Genomic DNA, 18,344 nt, shown 5'->3' on the forward strand with positions numbered 1-18,344 from the left:
GAAATAGGCGTATCACAAGATACGCCTTTTAAAATAAAATAAGCAATTGCTAATTATTTAATGATTTTCGCAACAACGCCGGCACCTACAGTACGACCGCCTTCACGAATAGCGAAACGAAGACCTTCGTCCATCGCGATAGGGTGAATTAAGCTTACTGTCATCTTGATATTATCACCAGGCATTACCATCTCAACATCTTCAGGTAATTCAATCGTTCCTGTTACGTCCGTTGTACGGAAGTAGAACTGAGGACGATAACCTTTGAAGAATGGAGTATGACGACCACCTTCTTCTTTTGATAATACATAAACTTCTGATTCAAAATCAGTGTGTGGTGTAATTGTACCTGGTTTCGCTAATACTTGACCACGTTCGATTTCTTCACGTTTAGTACCACGTAATAAGGCACCTACGTTTTCACCCGCACGACCTTCGTCTAATAGTTTACGGAACATCTCAACACCGGTTACTGTTGTTTTTGTCGTTTCTTTAATCCCTACGATTTCAACTTCTTCACCTGATTTGATGATACCACGCTCAACACGACCGGTTACTACTGTACCACGACCTGAAATTGAGAATACGTCTTCGATTGGTAATAAGAAAGGTTTATCAATCGCACGCTCAGGCTCAGGGATATAAGAATCTAAGTGTTGTGCTAATTCAATGATTTTTTCTTCCCACTCAGGCACACCATTTAATGCTTGTAATGCTGAACCACGAACGATAGGAGTATCGTCACCTGGGAAATCATATTGAGAAAGAAGTTCACGAACTTCCATTTCAACTAATTCTAATAATTCTTCATCATCTACCATATCGCATTTATTTAAGAATACGATGATGTAAGGAACACCAACTTGGCGGCCTAATAAGATGTGTTCACGAGTTTGAGGCATAGGACCATCAGTTGCTGCTACAACTAAGATAGCGCCGTCCATTTGTGCCGCACCAGTAATCATGTTTTTAACATAGTCGGCGTGTCCTGGACAGTCAACGTGAGCATAGTGACGAGTTTCAGTGTCGTACTCAACGTGAGAAGTATTGATGGTGATACCACGCGCTTTTTCTTCAGGCGCGTTATCGATTTGGTCAAATGCACGCGCAGCACCACCGAAGTGTTTTGCTAATACGGTAGTAATTGCTGCAGTTAGAGTTGTTTTACCATGGTCAACGTGGCCGATTGTACCCACGTTAACGTGCGGTTTTGTACGTTCAAATTTTTCTTTAGACACTTTGATAGATTCCTAAAAAAGGAGCCATAACCCTATTGCTATGGCTCAGGTTAAAAAAAATATTATTTAGCTTTACGAGCTTCAATAATTGCTGCTGCAACGCTAGTTGGCGCTTCAGAATATTTTAATGGTTCCATTGAATACGATGCACGACCTTGAGTCTGTGAGCGTAAATCTGTTGCATAACCAAACATTTCTGAAAGTGGAACTTCAGCATTAATTTTAACAACAAATTCTGTTGCTTCCTGACCATTAACCATTGCACGACGACGGCTTAAGTCACCAATAACATCACCAACATAATCAGGTGGAGTTTCCACTTCAACTTTCATAATTGGCTCAAGTAATACTGGATTAGCTTTTGCAAATGCTGCTTTAAATGCTAAAGATGCTGCAAGTTTAAACGCTAATTCAGATGAGTCAACATCATGGTATGAACCGAAATGTAAACGAACACCGATATCTTCTACTGGATAGCCCGCTAATGGACCAGATTTAAGTTGTTCTTGAATTCCTTTATCAACAGCAGGGATAAATTCACCAGGAATCACACCGCCTTTAATTTCATTCACGAATTCATAACCAGGACCTTCAGCAGCTAATGGATATAAGTCGATCACAACATGACCATACTGACCACGACCACCAGATTGTTTTGCGTGTTTACCTTCAACATCATTTACACGTGTACGAATTGTTTCACGGTAAGATACTTGTGGTTTACCAATGTTCGCTTCAACTTTGAACTCACGACGCATACGGTCAACGATAATATCTAAGTGTAACTCACCCATACCTGAAATAATCGTTTCACCTGATTCTTCATCAGTATGAACACGGAATGACGGATCTTCTTGAGCAAGACGACCTAATGCTAGACCCATTTTTTCTTGGTCTGCTTTAGTTTTTGGCTCTACTGCTACAGAAATTACCGGTTCAGGGAATTCCATACGCTCAAGAATGATCGGTGCATTTTGTGCACATAATGTATCACCCGTACCGACTTCTTTTAAACCGATAGCTGCTGCGATATCACCTGCACGAACTTCTTTGATCTCTTCACGTTTGTTAGCGTGCATCTGTACAATACGACCAAAACGCTCACGTTTTTGTTTTACGGAGTTATATACCGTATCGCCAGAATTAATTACACCAGAATAAACCCGGAAGAAAGTTAAGTTACCAACGAATGGGTCTGTTGCAATTTTAAATGCTAATGCTGCAAATGGTTCTTCATCGCTTGCATAACGCTCGCCTTCAGATTCATCTTCATTGATACCTTTAATTGCAGGAATGTCTGTTGGTGCTGGTAAATAATCAATAACCGCATCAAGCATTGCTTGTACGCCTTTATTTTTGAATGCAGAACCACAGCAAACAGGGATAATTTCACCCGCTAATACGCGTTGACGTAATGCTGTTTTAATTTCTTCTTCGCTTAAATCGCCCGCTTCGAAGAATTTTTCCATTAGTTCTTCAGATGCTTCGGCAGCTGCTTCAACTAACATAGCACGACGCTCTTCACACTCACTTAACCTCTCTGCAGGGATATCTTCATATGTGAATGTCATACCTTGGTCTGCTTCATTCCAGTTAATTGCTTTCATTTTTACTAAATCAACAATACCGGTGAAGTTATCTTCAGCACCAATTGGTAGCTGTAATGCAACCGCATTACCACCTAAACGTGTTTTGATTTGTTCAACAACACGTAAGAAGTTAGCGCCTGTACGGTCCATTTTGTTTACAAATGCAATACGTGGAACACCATATTTATTTGCTTGACGCCATACAGTTTCAGATTGTGGTTGAACGCCACCAACAGCACAGTAAACCATTACCGCACCATCTAACACACGCATTGAACGTTCTACTTCAATAGTAAAGTCAACGTGTCCTGGAGTATCAATAACGTTGATACGGTGTTGTTGGTATTGTTGTGACATGCCTGACCAGAACGCTGTAGTTGCAGCAGAAGTGATAGTAATACCACGTTCTTGTTCTTGCTCCATCCAGTCCATTGTTGCAGCACCATCGTGAACTTCACCGATTTTGTGACTTACGCCTGTATAGAACAAGATACGCTCTGTAGTTGTTGTTTTACCCGCATCGATGTGCGCACTGATACCGATGTTACGGTAAAGTGAAATAGGGGTTGTACGAGCCATTTTTATTTATTACCTTGTTTGGGATTTAAATTAAAATTCTTAATAAGGGTAAGGCTTCACCATTTGGATGAAGCCTTTTTAGACACATTATTAGACGATTACCAACGATAGTGAGCAAACGCTTTGTTAGCTTCAGCCATACGGTGAACGTCTTCACGTTTCTTCACAGCTGTACCTTTGTTATCAGCAGCATCTGAAAGCTCATTCGCTAAACGTAATGCCATTGATTTGTCACCACGTTTACGTGCTGCTTCAACAATCCAACGCATAGCTAATGTGTTACGACGAGCTGGACGTACTTCAACAGGTACTTGGTAAGTAGAACCACCAACACGACGAGATTTAACTTCTACTGTTGGGCGTACGTTCTCTAATGCGGCTTCAAAAGCTTCTAATGCTTCTTTACCAGTACGTTGAGATAACATTTCTAAAGCACCGTAAATAATTGATTCTGCAGTAAATTTTTTACCATCTACCATTAAAACATTAATAAATTTTGCAAGTAATTCTGAACCGAACTTCGGATCTGGAAGAATTTTGCGAGGTTCAACACTACGACGACGTGGCATTGCAAATACTCCGTTTATATATTCAGGATAATCCAAAACTCATCTACTGTGTGTGATAACTCATCACGATTGACTGGAGTTCATGGTTTAAATTTTTGATTAATTTAGACGTTTGGCCTTACTTAACAGAGTTCTATTAAGCTTTAGGACGTTTAACGCCGTATTTAGAACGACCTTGTTTACGATCTTTAACGCCTGCACAGTCAAGTGCACCGCGGACAGTATGGTAACGTACACCTGGTAAGTCTTTAACACGACCACCACGGATCAATACAACACTGTGTTCTTGTAAGTTATGACCTTCACCGCCGATATATGAGGTTACTTCAAAGCCATTGGTTAAACGAATACGGCATACTTTACGTAATGCTGAGTTCGGTTTTTTAGGTGTAGTAGTGTATACACGAGTACACACGCCACGTTTCTGCGGGCAAGCCTCTAATGCAGGAACGTTGCTTTTTACAACCTTTTTCACACGCGGTTTGCGTACTAATTGGTTGATAGTTGCCATTTAAAAGCTCCAGTTAACATTATTAAAAATAAAATTAAAAAATATCCTTTCATCAATAAAGAAAGGGCAGTAGATTTTATGAGAAGCTATCGAAAAAGTCAAGTATCAACGATTTTCCTGCTGTTTTATGCTTTTTTAAATCAGGATATTAACAAGCCAATAGTTGGTTTAATTCTTGAACAACACGATCCGGTGTAATATCTATTAAACTTTGATGGTAGCCTTCTTGTGCTTCGCCTTTGCGAATTTTTATCAGTCCGCCATCAATCAAGCGAATAATGACCGCTTGTTTAGACAGGGGGGGCGTATATGATGGGCTTGTTGGGCCATATAAAGCAACAAGCGGTTTATTTAACGCTGCAGCAATGTGCATTAATCCACTGTCAGTACTGACTATCGCGCGGCAATCGGCAATTAAATCGACGGCTTGATTAAGATCAGTTTGCCCCGCTAAGTTGATGCAATAGCGTTGAGAATGTTCAGCTAAACCTAAGCGAATTTGTTCTGCTATTATTTGATCTTTTTTGGAACCAAATAAGCAAATTGCAAAGCCTTTTTCTATCAGTATTTCTGCCAATTTTGCATAATGGTAATGTGGCCAACATTTTGCTGGACCAAATTCTGCGCCTGGACAAAAGCCTATTAACGGGCGATTTTCTGTAGCGGTCAGTTTTTGCGCAAATTTTGCTTTTGTTTGTGCTATTTCATCCGCTTGTGTTTGCAGATATGGGAATGCTATCGGTAAATCGTCTGGTTTTGGCACTTGTGTTGCTTTAAAGGCTAACGCTACATAGCGTTGTACCATCATAGGATAATCATTTTTATTTGTGCGCAGATCATTTAGCAAGCAGTAGCGACTTTCACCCTTCCAACCGCGACGATGAGCAATCCTTGCAAAAAAAGGAATAAACGCAGATTTGAATGAGTTTGGTAATACAATGGCTAGGTCGTATTGGTTACGCAAAGATTTACCTATTTGATAACGTTCCATCAAACGAAAAGCCCCATGCCCAATAGGCATCGTTATAGCTTTATGCACTTCTGGCATTCTTGCTAATAATGGCCGGCACCAATCAGGCGCCATTACATCAATCTGACTCTTTGGATATTGCTGTTTAAGTTGTTGATACAGCGAATGTGACATCACCATATCGCCTACCCAAGAGGGCCCTATAATCAAAATCTTCATATCAGTTCTCTACAATAAAGCGGGCTATATTATGGCAAAAATTGCAAATAGCCTTATAAAATAGGCCGCTTATTCTAAGGTTTACGAATACATTCACTCGCAAGAATTTTATCACTGTTGTCTGTTAAAGTGCCTTTGCCTTGTTTTTCTGTCCAGGTCCAACGAATATTGCTATATCGCTTGCCATTTTGTGCCACTGTTGGCGATAAAGTATGCGTTGAATTGAGATAAGTTACGGAAATAGCGGTATTATTTTTGTGATATTTTGTTTGTGCGACTTGTTCCTTTTTCTGCTGTTGTACTTTAACGACTACATTATCTTTACAGATAAATTGTGCTACAGATAATTCTTTGACAAGCGTGACTTTTTGCTTAAGTGATGTTTGGGGGAGTGCTGAATGAGAGATAAGTTGCATATTTTTTACTCGTTCAATCGGCGGTGCTGAAATAGTGCAACCTATTATGCCAAATAGATTGATTAATAAGAACATCGCAACAGAAGATGTTTTGCTCACAATAGCATACTCCTTAGCTAATTTTACAAAAAGAGCAATGGTTATCTCATTGCTCTTCAACTTTTATTATTTATATTTATAAGTACCGTCTGATTGGAGGGTAAATTTACCACCAGATCCGATACTCATTTCAGTCACGCGATTATCTTTATCTACACGAATAGTCACTCGTTCACCTACGTTCAACTTGCTGACGATATTATTTACTTTGCTCATCGCATTCACGTCAGAAATATTCAGCCCATTTTCTCTGAATAATTGCATTAATGAAGTTGCTTTTGGCACTGTTAATGTTTTGCTGACCGCTTGCGTAGCTTTATCAGATGACGGCTTAATTGAAGTATCCGTTTTTGCAGATGTTGTAGCTTTCATTGTTGTGCTATTTTTTTCTGCTTTAGCTAATTTAGTGACGGGTTTCGATTGTGTAACCGGGTTACCTTGCTCAACATTTTTAACTAACTGATCTAGTTGTTCATTTTTCTCTTTCTTAGCATTAAATTCATTTGCAGTGATTGCTGTTACCGGCTGTTTTTCTGTTTGTTCAGGCATTGTTGCCTGCGGTTCGTTAGGTCCACTTGCATCTGCTACAGTTAAGTTATCTGTTTGCGGTTGTTCTGTAGCGGTATTTTCTGATTTGGATTGATCCGCATGTTGCTGAGCAATTAACGCTTCTTGTTCTGCTTTAGTTTGCGCTTCTAAACGTTTTGCTTCTTCCTCATCAATTGGACGAAATTCTATCGGCAATGAACCACTTTGTTGAAATTGTAATTCACTCACTGTTGTAGGTGTATTTGGTTTTAACCAAAAAAAGATACCCACTAGCACTGCAGCTAATGCTGCGACTAATCCTAAACGACGGAATTTAACCATAGCATCCTCCGATTCAGTTTTTTCTACATTAGCAGAGGAAGCGGTGGTTTTTTGAATAACTCGCTCATTCTGACTAACATTAATTGTATGCTTTTCAGCTGTTGGTGTATGTTCAACTGTAACAGATTCAGCGATATGTGTTGTTACCGTGTTATCTGTTTCAGTTTCTACTGATGCAATATTATGTTCCGTTTTCAATATTTGTTGTTCCTCAATTGATACTAGTTTTGTTGTGCTATCTACACGGCGTGTCATAATAGGTGTAAAGGTATATCCTGGTACTTTATTAGAGCGTAATGAAACGGTCACATTTGATGTTTTATTATCCATAGGTGAATGGGTTACATCTGCCACCTTAGTATTTGATGAAGCAAGGGTAAAATTGCCAAATGTAGGCTCTTTACGAAAATGATTTTTTGACATTTAAGATTCCAACTTTAAAAATGAGGAGTATTCAATTGAATATAGGTTGGCTATTTTAAAGTATTTCACCAAGATCAGCACACTATTTTGATAAAAATAGCCATAAGCGGGCTAATTTTATAAAAAATTTACTTAACTATTCAGTATGCCTAATCCTATTTTCAATTAGCTTATTACTTAAGACCACAAAAATAGCGATTTTCTCGATCAAAATCGCAAAAATTATTAACTTAAATTGCTCAAATGCTTGGCAAATAATAGAATATTTCTTAAATTTACACTTATAAATCACTTAACTTAAAGAGGAAAATTATGAATATACTGAAAAAAATAGCATTTAGCTTATTTATTTGCACATTATCTAGCAATGTCTTAGCAAAGGACGCAACTTCCGCAATACAAGCGGTTGTAGAAAAAAATTCAGCAGTAAAAATACCTACTGACACAAATTCAACCACTATGGCCCATAAAGCACAGCTAGTGAATATCAATACTGCGAGCGCGGCTGAAATTCAAGAAAAATTAACCGGTATTGGAGAGAAAAAGGCGCAAGCAATCGTTGATTATCGAACAAAAAATGGCAATTTTACTCATATAGATCAAATTACTGCTGTTTCTGGTATTGGTAAAGCGACTTTAGAGAAAAATCACGACCGCATCATTTTGGAATAATTTCATTTACATAAAATCAATAAATGCAGAAATAATATTAAGCTTATTTCTGCTTTTTAGTGCTTTTTTGCAGATAGGCAAATGCCTTTTCTTTCTGTTATACTTTGTAGTTTATCGTTGTAAAACTCTCTAGACTAAAAGGATATAACAAAATGTCTCTAAAATCATATTCAACGCCAACCTATTGGCAACGTGTTAAAGTAGCTTGCCAATACCTTTTCCCTCAATTACCTATTACTCGCTTAGCTGGTTGGTTAGCGGAACAAAAATGGGGAATGGTGACACATTTTATAATTCGAATTTTTGCAAAACAGTATAATGTTAATCTAGCTGAAGCAGAGAAAACCAATCCAGCCGACTATACCACATTCAATGAGTTTTTTCTTCGTCCATTAAAAGAAAATGCACGGCCAATCAATCAAGATGATCAAGCGGTTTGCTTACCTGCAGACGGTAAAATCAGTGAGTTAGGCCAGATTAACGAAAATCGTTTATTACAAGTAAAAGGGCATTATTTCACATTAGAAACATTGTTAGCAAATGATGAAGAAATGGCGGAGTCATTTAAAAATGGTAGTTTTATCACAACTTATTTATCGCCACGTGATTACCATCGTGTTCATATGCCATGCGATGCGACATTGAAAAAGATGATTTACGTACCGGGCGATTTGTTTTCGGTTAATCCATTTTTAGCTGAACATATCCCGAATTTATTCGCTCGGAATGAACGAGTTATTTGTGAACTTGAAACGGCATTCGGTCCAATGGTACAAATCCTAGTCGGGGCAACGATCACGGCAAGTATTAGCACCGTTTGGGCGGGTATTATTAATCCACCGCGTAGTAAAGATGTAGTTGAATATAACTACCAAACCACAGGTGAAACAGCCATTCATTTGAAAAAAGGCGATGAAATGGGTGCTTTCCGCTTAGGCTCAACCGTGATTAACCTATTTCCACAAGCGACCGTTGAACTGGCCTCGCATTTACAAGCAGGTGTTGAAACACGTATGGGTGAACGCCTCGCTAAAATTATTAAATAATTGGTTAAAGCATGGCTTACTGTCGTTTTTTCTTTATTATCTGTATAGGAATTTTATGCAAAAACAACCTTCTATTTTTGGCGGTGCCTGCATTATTGCGGGTGTATGTGTTGGAGCAGGTATGCTCGGCTTACCCACTTCAGGGGCTGGGGCATGGACAATTTGGTCAATTATTAGCTTAACATTAACGATGATTGTTATGACCTTATCTGGTTGGCTCTTACTCAATGTCTACCAAAATTATGATGCACGCGCCTCTTTCAATACGGTAACCAGAGATTTGTTAGGCAATCAAATTAATATTGTAAATAATCTTGCCGTTTATTTTGTTGGTGGCATTTTACTTTATGCCTATACAACCGCTTCTGGTGGAATTTTATCCAACCTAACCAACTCAACTTTTGAATTAGGTGAATACAGTAATCGCATTTGGTCAACTATTTTTGTCTTTATCTTTTCATTCTTTGTGTGGCATTCGACTCGTTTAGTTGATCGTATTTCAGTGTTATTGATCCTGTTTATGGCATTTTCTTTTGCTTTTAGTATTTCTGGATTAGTGATCAATATCGATCTACCAACCTTATTTGACCAACAAAATCAGCAAGGTGAATACGCTAAATATGCGTTAGCAATGTTTCCTATTGCTTTAACGTCTTTTGGTTATCATCACTCAGTATCATCAATGCGCGCCTATTATGGTGAAGAACAAAAAGCAAAATATGCGATTGCAAGCGGTACATTTATTGCTTTAATTCTCTATCTATTATGGATTATAAGTATTTTTGGCAACTTACCGCGCCAACAATTTCTACCCATTATTGCCAGCAATGGTGATTTAGAAATATTACTCAATACTGTCGGTAAAGTTGTTGAATCGCCTTATGTTCGGCAGGCAATTAATGCTTTTTCAATGGCTGCTATTCTTTCTTCTTTTATTGGTGTTGGTTTGGGAACCTTTGATTTCTTAGCTGATTTCTTTAAATTTGATAATAGTAAAATCGGTCGTATGAAAAGCTGGGCGGCGACTTTTCTACCGCCGTTAGTATTTTCATTAATTGCACCTCTTGGTTTCTTAAAAGCGATCGGTTATGCCGGTGCTGTCGCAACATTATGGACCTGTATTATCCCCGCTTTATTAGCCTATAAAGCTAGGAAAGGGCATTTATTGGTGATTACGTCAGTCTTGCTATTTGGTGTTTGTACGGCAATTTTCCATTTCCTTGCTATGTTTGAAATTTTACCTGTCTTCAATTAAAAAAACGGGACAATACAATTCGATTGTCCCGTTTTTTTTATGAAAATCTAACCGCTTATCTATTATTTTTGCGACTTAATTGATAATACTTTGTCATTTGTAATATGAATATCCATTTGGTTATATGGAATAGCGATACCTACTTCATCAAATTTAAGTTTGACTTGTTCAATAATACCCCAATAGCTCGTCCAGTAATCTTCGGTCTTCACCCACGGACGTACAATTAGCTGTACACTGTGTGCAGATAAAGCGCCAACAGCAACAACCGGTTGTGGTTCTTTTAATACTCGCTCATCATTGGCTAAGATAGCCATCACGACTTCTTTGGCTTGTTTTAAATTCGATTCATATGAAATATCAAAAGTGAAATCAATTCGGCGAACTCCATTTTTGGAATAATTAATAATGCTATCTGAGAAAACCTTACCATTTGGAATTAAAACTGTTTTATTGTCGCCTGAGCGCAGTTCTAGCACTAATAATCCCATTTGTTGCACTATTCCCACTATACTGCTAGTTTCAATTACATCACCTTTTCTAAAGGGCTTAAAGATTAACAACATAATACCTGCCGCAAAATTTTGTAATGAATTTTGCAAGGATAAACCAATCGCTAAACCGGCTGCACCGATTAAAGCCACCAATGAACTGGTATTAATCCCCAATTGAGATAATGCTGCAATCACAACAATTAACAACAGTAAGAAATAGCTAATTGATCTAACAAAACTTTGTAGCATTTCATCTTTGGTTGAAGCAAAAGTTGCTTTGCCCATTAATTTACTGATAGCACGTGCAATATATTTACCCAATACAAAAATAATAATGGCCAATAACAATTTAGTACCATAAGGAATCAACCATTCATTTAATACCGTTTTCATATCCATACCACTAACTTTATCAATTACCTTGGCAGTTTCTGCAATCACGTCAATATTTTCTACTTTATCTACTGAGTCTGACATTTTTATTTCCTTTATTAAACAAAATTCTCCAGCATTGGCTGGAGAATTAATCAAAAAACAAGACCTAATTTTGCCTAAAGGACAAACATAACGCAACTAAAATTATATTATCCTTCAACAATTTAAGGGCAAATTTGATGGCAAAAAACCGCTTACCTGATGCTAATCGCATTACCATTCATATTTAATCCCTAACCAAAATTGACGACCAGGGCGATACGTTTGGTAATAGTTCTCGTGATCTTCAGTTACTTGATTAGCTTTTTGCACACGATTTAGCACGTTTAATATACTCATATTCACTGATAATATTCTGTTGTTGGTTAATGGTTTTTTCCAATCAAAAAACCAATCCAACGTTATATTATGTGGATTTCTACGTTTATTGACCTTAACGACACTTCCTTCATAGCCCTGACAAGCTAGTTCTTCCTTTTTACAACGAAATCCGTTTAAAACATATTGATTACTTGCAGATTCGTAATTAATACGCTGAGCCCAACGTAAATTAAGCGATGGGAAATAACTATCAAGCTGTGCATAACCTTTCCAAGGCAGATTAAAATCTTGCGCAGGTAAATGGTCTACCGTATCTAACTTGCCATTATGTAACATCTTTTTAACGCCAAAATTATTCCAATCCATTTGTGTATAATCTCGGGTTTGGTTAGTACGTGCTTTGGTCCATGCTAGGCCTGCTTGCCAGCCAAGTTCAGCATATTGCGTTTGAATAGGTGCAATATTTTCTACTTCTAAACTGACAGTGTGATGTGTACCTTTACCTAAATTAGATAACCAACGCTGTTGAGGTTTTGCATCAAAATCAACTTGGGTGATGAATTGATCTTTACTCTGGCGTTTAACCCATTTTAACTGCCAAACACTATTTGCAATCTTTTGGTTAACACCAACATTCCATTCATCGCTGTATGGTGTTTTAATTTTATTGCCTTTATAAGCGATATTTAACTGCGACTTGGTCAATTTCCATTCACTATCATAGGTGTCACGATCATATTCATTACTCGCGTTAAAAGCCGATCGCAATTTATATTCCACAAAATCACCAGCATAATAACGGTTAAATCCAGCACTAAAATGTGTTTTATCTTGCCCAAATAAATCGTAGTCTAAATAAGTGCGTGGTGCGACACTCCATTTATGCGTAAATTGCGTATAATCAAAACGCACACCCGGTACAAATGTTACATCATGCCATTTAATTTTATCTTCTAAATAAAATGCTAAACGTTGATGATTCACTTTGCCATTTAGCGGTAAATAATCCACTTTTGACGTGAAATATTGCTCTTTAGGTATGCAATCCGTACAATTTTCAATATCAAACGGTTTACCCTCTGCATAATATTTCCTTGCACCGGTATATTGTCGTGCTAATTTAGGCTGTTTTAATGCCGATTGATTATATTGCCATTCCCAACCTAAATTTGGCTCATGTGTGGTATGCGCTAATTCAAGCTTTTTAAATTGTAAATGCTGTTTAAGCTGAACACTTTTTTGTTCTGTATAACGCTTACCAATACCGCCTTTGGTCGCTTCTTCTGTATTTGGATCAGAGATCCAATTAATGCTATCTGTTTTAGTATAACGATAAAGCGTATCTGCATCATATTTTGTTTGCGTTCTATTATGACGATAGGATAATTCGCTAGTAAGCAAACCCAATCTGTTATAATTTTCCCATTTAATATTAGCTAACAACCCACCACCACTAATACGAAAACGACCATCTAATGCATTATCTAAATATTCATCTGCATAATGTGGTGCATAAATAGCATTTGCTAATAAGCGGTTATTATCATTCACTTCATTTTTATAGCTTAATAATAGGCTTTCATTACGGCGATGGCGTCCTACCCATTTATGCAGGAATTGTTGATGCTGTGGCACCGCACTTTGTTGACGGCTATATGCAAATAACAACGCTGAATGTGCAGAAAGCGGTTGATTTAACTGAATAGTTGTTTCATGCTTATCAAATTTAGGTTGTAATAATGGCGAGGTGGCACGTTGAAATTCATCTTTATAAGCGCCGTCAAGATGGAACCTAGTCCAAGCACTGTGCGTTGTACGATATGATATAGCACCAGACGCTCGCTCTGCATTTGGTTCTTTTAACTGCGCATCAACTGCACCGCCAGTAAAGCTACCATAACGGCTTGATACATTACTTTCCAAAACATCCACTTTCCCGATTAAATCTGGACTTAACCAAAATGCTTGTGGATGCCCTATTGGAATATGCTCAGGATTGATTGTTTTGACTGCATTAACATTAATAACACCATTCGCACCTAAACCAATCGGATTGATATTATCGTTGATCCCCATACCATTAAGCATAAAATTATTATTATAATAACGCTCACCGTGGAATGATATATTTTGCGGCATAATCTCACCTAATGTATTGCCATTATGCGTATTAGATACTTGTACAGCAGGCAAAGAAGCTAACGCATCACTAATATGCGAATTAGCGCGCAATTTAGTATTGAATAATTTCTCTGTAAAAGAATATTTGCCTGACGATGTTGAATTTACATTTCCCTTCACATAAATAGTGCCGAGTTCCGTATTAGCATACATCTGAGTACTGAATAAACTCAATGAAACGAAAAGACTAATTTTATTTAACTTCATAAACCTTAATTATATTATGGAAATAGTATGCTAATACTAAATTCTTCAAGAAATAAAGCAATCATTTTTTAATGTAAAATTATGAGAAGAATTTAACCGCTAATTTTAAGTCGATAATTTGAGAGTATGATAGAATTAGTCCAATTTTTTATAGCAAAGTAATACGATGACAACTGAACAAACTATCTCCGCCAATGTGCAATTTTTTACTATTTCTGATGATGAAGCAGGGCAACACTTGGATAATTTTTTGCTCGCAAAACTTAAAGGTGTTCCTAAAAGTTTGATTTACCGCATTGTGCGTAAAGGTGAAGTGCGCGTGAACAAAGGAAGAGTTAAGCCCGACTATAAACTGCAACACAATGATATCGTGCGAATTCCGCCCGTGCGAGTCACGCCTAAAAATGAAGCGCCCATTTCAACTAAATTAAATAAAGTGGCTGAACTAGAACAACATATTTTATATGAAGATGATGTAATGTTAGTCCTTAATAAACCATCTGGTATTGCCGTACATGGAGGCAGTGGCTTGAGTTTTGGTGTGATCGAAGCCTTACGTGCATTACGTCCACAAGCTCGTTTTTTAGAATTAGTACATCGTATTGACCGCGACACCTCAGGTATCCTACTCGTAGCCAAAAAACGCTCTGCATTACGCGCATTACACGAACAATTACGTGAAAAAGTGGTACAAAAAGATTATTTGGCACTAGTACGCGGTCAATGGCAAGCACATATTAACGTGATCAAAGCGCCTTTACTTAAAAATGAGCTACAAAGCGGAGAACGTATTGTTAAAGTGAGTGAACAAGGAAAACCGTCCGAGACCCGCTTCTCAATTGAAGAACGATATCCAAACGCCACCTTAATTAAAGCATCACCTATAACAGGCCGAACACATCAGATTCGGGTACACACCCAATATGCAGGGCACCCTATTGCGTGTGATGATCGCTATGGTGATCAAGCATTTGACGCAAAACTCAAACAAGCGGGCTTAAATCGATTATTTTTACACGCACACAGTATCCGTTTTGAACACCCTAAAACTGCTGAACAAATGTTCATTACCGCGCCATTAGATCACCATTTAAAAACTATTCTAGCCAAGTTACGTGCGGAGAAATAAAATGCAAATCCACTTCAAAAATTATCAAAAAAAAGACCGCTTATTAGACTTAACTAAGCCACAAATTATGGGCATTTTGAATTTTACGCCCGATTCATTTTCTGATTCTGGTCAATTCTTCTCTCTTGACAAAGCCCTTAAACAAGTAGAAAAAATGCTAAATGACGGGGCCAACATTATTGATATCGGCGGAGAATCAACCCGCCCCAACGCACAAATTATTAGCCTAGCAGAAGAGCTAGACCGCGTTATTCCACTAGTTGAAGCGGTCAGAAAACGTTTTGATTGTTTAATTTCAGTGGATAGCTCAAAGGCCACCGTATTTGAAGAAGCCGCAAAGGCAGGGGCTGATATCTTAAATGATATTCGCGCTTTAACAGAACCACAGGCATTAACAACCGCAGTCAAACTAGCGTTACCCGTTTGTTTAATGCATATGCAAGGTAATCCACAAACTATGCAACAGCGCCCCAAATATGATGATGTGCTAGCAGAAGTCAGCGATTTTTTAAATCAACGCATTTTTGAATGCATTACATCAGGCATTGCCAAACAACATATTATACTTGACCCCGGCTTTGGCTTTGGTAAAACTGTTCAACACAATTATATTCTGTTAAAACACCTAAAAGCCTTCGCCTATTCAGGCTTTCCTGTGCTTGCTGGTTTATCCCGTAAATCAATGATCGGCGCCGTAACAGGCAAAAGCGTTGAACAACGCACAGCAGGATCAATAACCGCAGCATTATTAGCTGTACAACATGGTGCACGCATTATTCGTGTACACGATGTAGCAGAAACAGCAGACGCATTAAAAGTTTGGCAAGCAATGCAAGATTGTGAATAAGGAAATATATGAAAACTCTCGTTTATGGTATCAAAAATTGTGATACAGTGAAAAAAGCGCTCAAATGGTTACAAGCAAATAATCAGCAACCACAATTACATGATTATCGCCTAGATGGCTTAGATGCCGAATGGCTTGCACAAATGGAAGCCAAATTTGGATGGGAAACATTAGTTAACAAACGTTCAACAACGTGGCGAAACTTAGATGAACAACTCAAAAATAGTTTGAATCGTTCAACCGCTTTACAACTGTTACAACAACAGCCTACCTTGATTAAACGCCCTATTGTAATTAAAGACGATATTGCGTTGATTGGCTTTAATGAACAAGACTATCAACGCTTAATAAACCATATTTAACCGCATCCAAAAATAATTGAACAACAAAGGTAAACCTCTGCAACATTTCAACCGCTTACTAGCGGTTACAAAAGGAAACCGTGTGAAACATAATATTATTGAACTTGCCCAACAGCTGATCCGCAATCCATCGATTAGTCCACAGGATAAAGGCTGCCAACAAATAATTAGCCAACGGCTTGCCGCGGTAGGATTTACACTTGAATGGATGCCATTTGGTGACACCCTCAACCTATGGGCAACGCACGGTAATGGTGATCCTTGTATTGTGTTTGCAGGCCACACAGATGTCGTGCTAACAGGCGATTCGGCACAATGGCAATATCCTCCCTTCTCCGCCATAATTGTTGATGAAATGTTGCATGGTCGTGGTGCCGCCGACATGAAAGGGTCATTAGCGGCCTTAGTTATTGCTGCAGAAAATTTTGTACGAAAGTATCCAAATCATTCCGGTAAAATTGCTTTATTAATTACCTCAGATGAAGAAGCCACTGCCAAAGATGGCACCGCCAAAGTAGTAGAAACCTTAATGGCACGCCATGAAAAAATAGATTATGCGGTCATTGGTGAACCCTCTTGCAGCAAATACTTAGGCGATATAATTAAAAACGGACGGCGTGGATCAATCACTGCGGAGTTATATATTGAAGGTGTTCAAGGGCACGTCGCTTACCCTCATTTAGCGCAAAATCCGATACATACTTCGCTAGCGTTTTTAAATGAATTGACAACCTATAAATGGGATAATGGCAATACTTTCTTTCCGCCGACACGCTTACAAATAGCCAACATTAAAGCAGGCACAGGCAATAATAATGTTATTCCAGGTGAGCTATACCTACAATTTAACTTACGTTATTGCACGGAAATTAATGATCAAATAATCAAACAAACTGTCGCCACAATGTTAGCCAAATATGGATTACAATATCGCATTCACTGGCATTTATCCGGTAAGCCTTTCTTATCAAGCGAAGGCAAATTAGTCAATGCGACCATACAAGCGGTCGAAAACATTACTAAACACACACCTCGTTTAGATACGAGTGGCGGGACTTCAGATGGGCGCTTTATTGCACTAATGGGCGCCGAAGTCGTTGAATTTGGCCCGCTTAATGCGACTATTCATAAAGTCAATGAATGTGTCAGTACCGAAGACTTGGCAAAATGCGGTCAGATTTACTACCAAATTTTAGAAACAATTATTAACATAATTCACGCCAATGAAATACACAAATATTGATCAAATCTTAACAGGTAAAGCGCGCAATCATCTTATTGCCTTACCAAATCCAATTTCTGTTAACCATTATTTGCAAGCTGAAGTCGTCACCGCTTTCTTACGTTTACAACACGCCGCCAGACAAGCAGGTTTTAATTTACAACCCGCATCAACATATCGTGACTTTAACCGGCAAATGCTGATTTGGAATGCTAAGTTCAATGGCAAACGTAAAATACATAATGACGCTGGCAAACAAATTGATATAACCACCCTAACTGACTTAGCCAAAATTAAAGCAATATTACGTTGGTCCGCCGTGCCAGGAGCAAGCCGTCATCATTGGGGAACTGAAATTGATATTTTTGATCCTGATTTATTACCTCAAGGCCAACATTTACAGCTTGAACCCTGGGAATATCAAAGCAATGGTTACTTTGTCCCCCTCATCAAATGGCTACATCAACATACCGCTAGCTTTGGTTTCTATTTTCCATTTGATGGAATACAAAATAGCCAAGTTGGCGAAGAACCTTGGCATCTAAGTTACCACCCGATTGCTACTCAATATGAAAAAATATTCACCAAAACAATGCTACAAACAGCGTGGCAAAATGAACCGCTTGCAGGTAAAAATTGCTTACTCAATCACTTCAGCGAACTGTTTAGCCAGCTAAAATAAACCACTAA

General features: G+C 38.2%; 17 protein-coding genes. 8 read left to right on the plus strand and 9 right to left on the minus strand.

Annotated features, from left to right (window positions below):
- Positions 1–53: 53 nt before the first annotated feature.
- The 7 genes from tuf to BMX01_RS07525 all read right to left on the minus strand — a co-directional run bounded on the left by tuf (position 54) and on the right by BMX01_RS07525 (position 7,483).
- The gene (tuf, locus tag BMX01_RS07495) at positions 54–1,238 is read right to left on the minus strand and encodes an elongation factor Tu (protein ID WP_064082225.1); all 1,185 of its coding nucleotides are present in this window, start codon (positions 1,236–1,238) and stop codon (positions 54–56) included.
- 62 nt (positions 1,239–1,300) lie between these two features.
- Positions 1,301–3,406: an elongation factor G gene (gene fusA / locus BMX01_RS07500; RefSeq protein ID WP_064083364.1), complete on the minus strand. Its 2,106-nt coding sequence runs from the start codon at positions 3,404–3,406 to the stop codon at positions 1,301–1,303.
- Between the two features lie 98 nt (positions 3,407–3,504).
- Complete coding sequence (gene rpsG / locus BMX01_RS07505) at positions 3,505–3,975, minus strand: 30S ribosomal protein S7 (RefSeq protein WP_064082227.1); 471 nt, start codon at positions 3,973–3,975, stop codon at positions 3,505–3,507.
- A gap of 136 nt (positions 3,976–4,111) precedes the next feature.
- A complete protein-coding gene (gene rpsL, locus BMX01_RS07510) occupies positions 4,112–4,486 on the minus strand; it encodes a 30S ribosomal protein S12 (RefSeq protein WP_005543325.1) in 375 nt (124 codons plus the stop codon).
- 148 nt (positions 4,487–4,634) lie between these two features.
- Complete coding sequence (waaF, locus tag BMX01_RS07515; RefSeq protein WP_064082228.1) at positions 4,635–5,675, minus strand: lipopolysaccharide heptosyltransferase II; 1,041 nt, start codon at positions 5,673–5,675, stop codon at positions 4,635–4,637.
- A 74-nt stretch (positions 5,676–5,749) separates the two neighbouring features.
- Entirely contained in the window at positions 5,750–6,190 is a 441-nt protein-coding gene (locus BMX01_RS07520; protein WP_078179354.1) for an MliC family protein, read from the minus strand.
- Between the two features lie 66 nt (positions 6,191–6,256).
- Positions 6,257–7,483 (minus strand): LysM-like peptidoglycan-binding domain-containing protein, encoded by a 1,227-nt coding sequence (locus BMX01_RS07525; RefSeq protein ID WP_074648025.1) that lies wholly within the window; start codon positions 7,481–7,483, stop codon positions 6,257–6,259.
- 312 nt (positions 7,484–7,795) lie between these two features.
- Here BMX01_RS07525 and BMX01_RS07530 point away from each other — a divergent pair, with 312 nt between their 5' ends.
- The 3 genes from BMX01_RS07530 (at position 7,796) to BMX01_RS07540 (ending at position 10,456) form a co-directional block, all read left to right on the plus strand.
- The gene (locus tag BMX01_RS07530) at positions 7,796–8,155 is read left to right on the plus strand and encodes a ComEA family DNA-binding protein (protein ID WP_064082230.1); all 360 of its coding nucleotides are present in this window, start codon (positions 7,796–7,798) and stop codon (positions 8,153–8,155) included.
- Positions 8,156–8,307: 152 nt separating this feature from the next.
- A complete protein-coding gene (gene asd, locus BMX01_RS07535; RefSeq protein WP_064082231.1) occupies positions 8,308–9,201 on the plus strand; it encodes an archaetidylserine decarboxylase in 894 nt (297 codons plus the stop codon).
- Between the two features lie 55 nt (positions 9,202–9,256).
- Entirely contained in the window at positions 9,257–10,456 is a 1,200-nt protein-coding gene (locus BMX01_RS07540) for an aromatic amino acid transporter (protein WP_064082232.1), read from the plus strand.
- 62 nt (positions 10,457–10,518) lie between these two features.
- Here the strand turns inward: BMX01_RS07540 and BMX01_RS07545 are convergent, their stop codons facing one another.
- Together BMX01_RS07545 and BMX01_RS07550 are read right to left on the minus strand one after the other, a co-directional pair.
- Positions 10,519–11,427 carry a mechanosensitive ion channel family protein gene (locus BMX01_RS07545; protein WP_064082233.1) on the minus strand — a complete coding sequence of 303 codons (909 nt, stop codon included), beginning with the start codon at positions 11,425–11,427 and terminating at the stop codon, positions 10,519–10,521.
- Between the two features lie 171 nt (positions 11,428–11,598).
- On the minus strand, positions 11,599–14,094 hold the full coding sequence (locus tag BMX01_RS07550) for a TonB-dependent receptor (RefSeq protein WP_064082234.1): 2,496 nt from the start codon (positions 14,092–14,094) through the stop codon (positions 11,599–11,601).
- A 166-nt stretch (positions 14,095–14,260) separates the two neighbouring features.
- Between BMX01_RS07550 and rluC the strand changes: the two genes are divergently transcribed.
- The 5 genes from rluC to BMX01_RS07575 all read left to right on the plus strand — a co-directional run bounded on the left by rluC (position 14,261) and on the right by BMX01_RS07575 (position 18,336).
- Positions 14,261–15,223 (plus strand): 23S rRNA pseudouridine(955/2504/2580) synthase RluC, encoded by a 963-nt coding sequence (gene rluC, locus BMX01_RS07555; RefSeq protein WP_064082235.1) that lies wholly within the window; start codon positions 14,261–14,263, stop codon positions 15,221–15,223.
- 1 nt (position 15,224) lies between these two features.
- Positions 15,225–16,070 carry a dihydropteroate synthase gene (folP, locus tag BMX01_RS07560; protein ID WP_064082236.1) on the plus strand — a complete coding sequence of 282 codons (846 nt, stop codon included), beginning with the start codon at positions 15,225–15,227 and terminating at the stop codon, positions 16,068–16,070.
- A gap of 8 nt (positions 16,071–16,078) precedes the next feature.
- Complete coding sequence (locus tag BMX01_RS07565) at positions 16,079–16,432, plus strand: ArsC family reductase (RefSeq protein ID WP_064082237.1); 354 nt, start codon at positions 16,079–16,081, stop codon at positions 16,430–16,432.
- An 82-nt stretch (positions 16,433–16,514) separates the two neighbouring features.
- Positions 16,515–17,675, plus strand: coding sequence for a succinyl-diaminopimelate desuccinylase (gene dapE, locus BMX01_RS07570; RefSeq protein ID WP_074648027.1), 1,161 nt, complete (start codon positions 16,515–16,517; stop codon positions 17,673–17,675).
- Positions 17,656–18,336: a M15 family metallopeptidase gene (locus BMX01_RS07575; protein ID WP_064082239.1), complete on the plus strand. Its 681-nt coding sequence runs from the start codon at positions 17,656–17,658 to the stop codon at positions 18,334–18,336. Before dapE ends, BMX01_RS07575 begins: the two co-directional genes overlap by 20 nt.
- Positions 18,337–18,344 lie beyond the last annotated feature (8 nt).

It is taken from the genome of [Haemophilus] ducreyi, assembly GCF_900109315.1.
In the GTDB taxonomy this organism is placed as follows: domain Bacteria; phylum Pseudomonadota; class Gammaproteobacteria; order Enterobacterales; family Pasteurellaceae; genus Haemophilus_B; species Haemophilus_B ducreyi.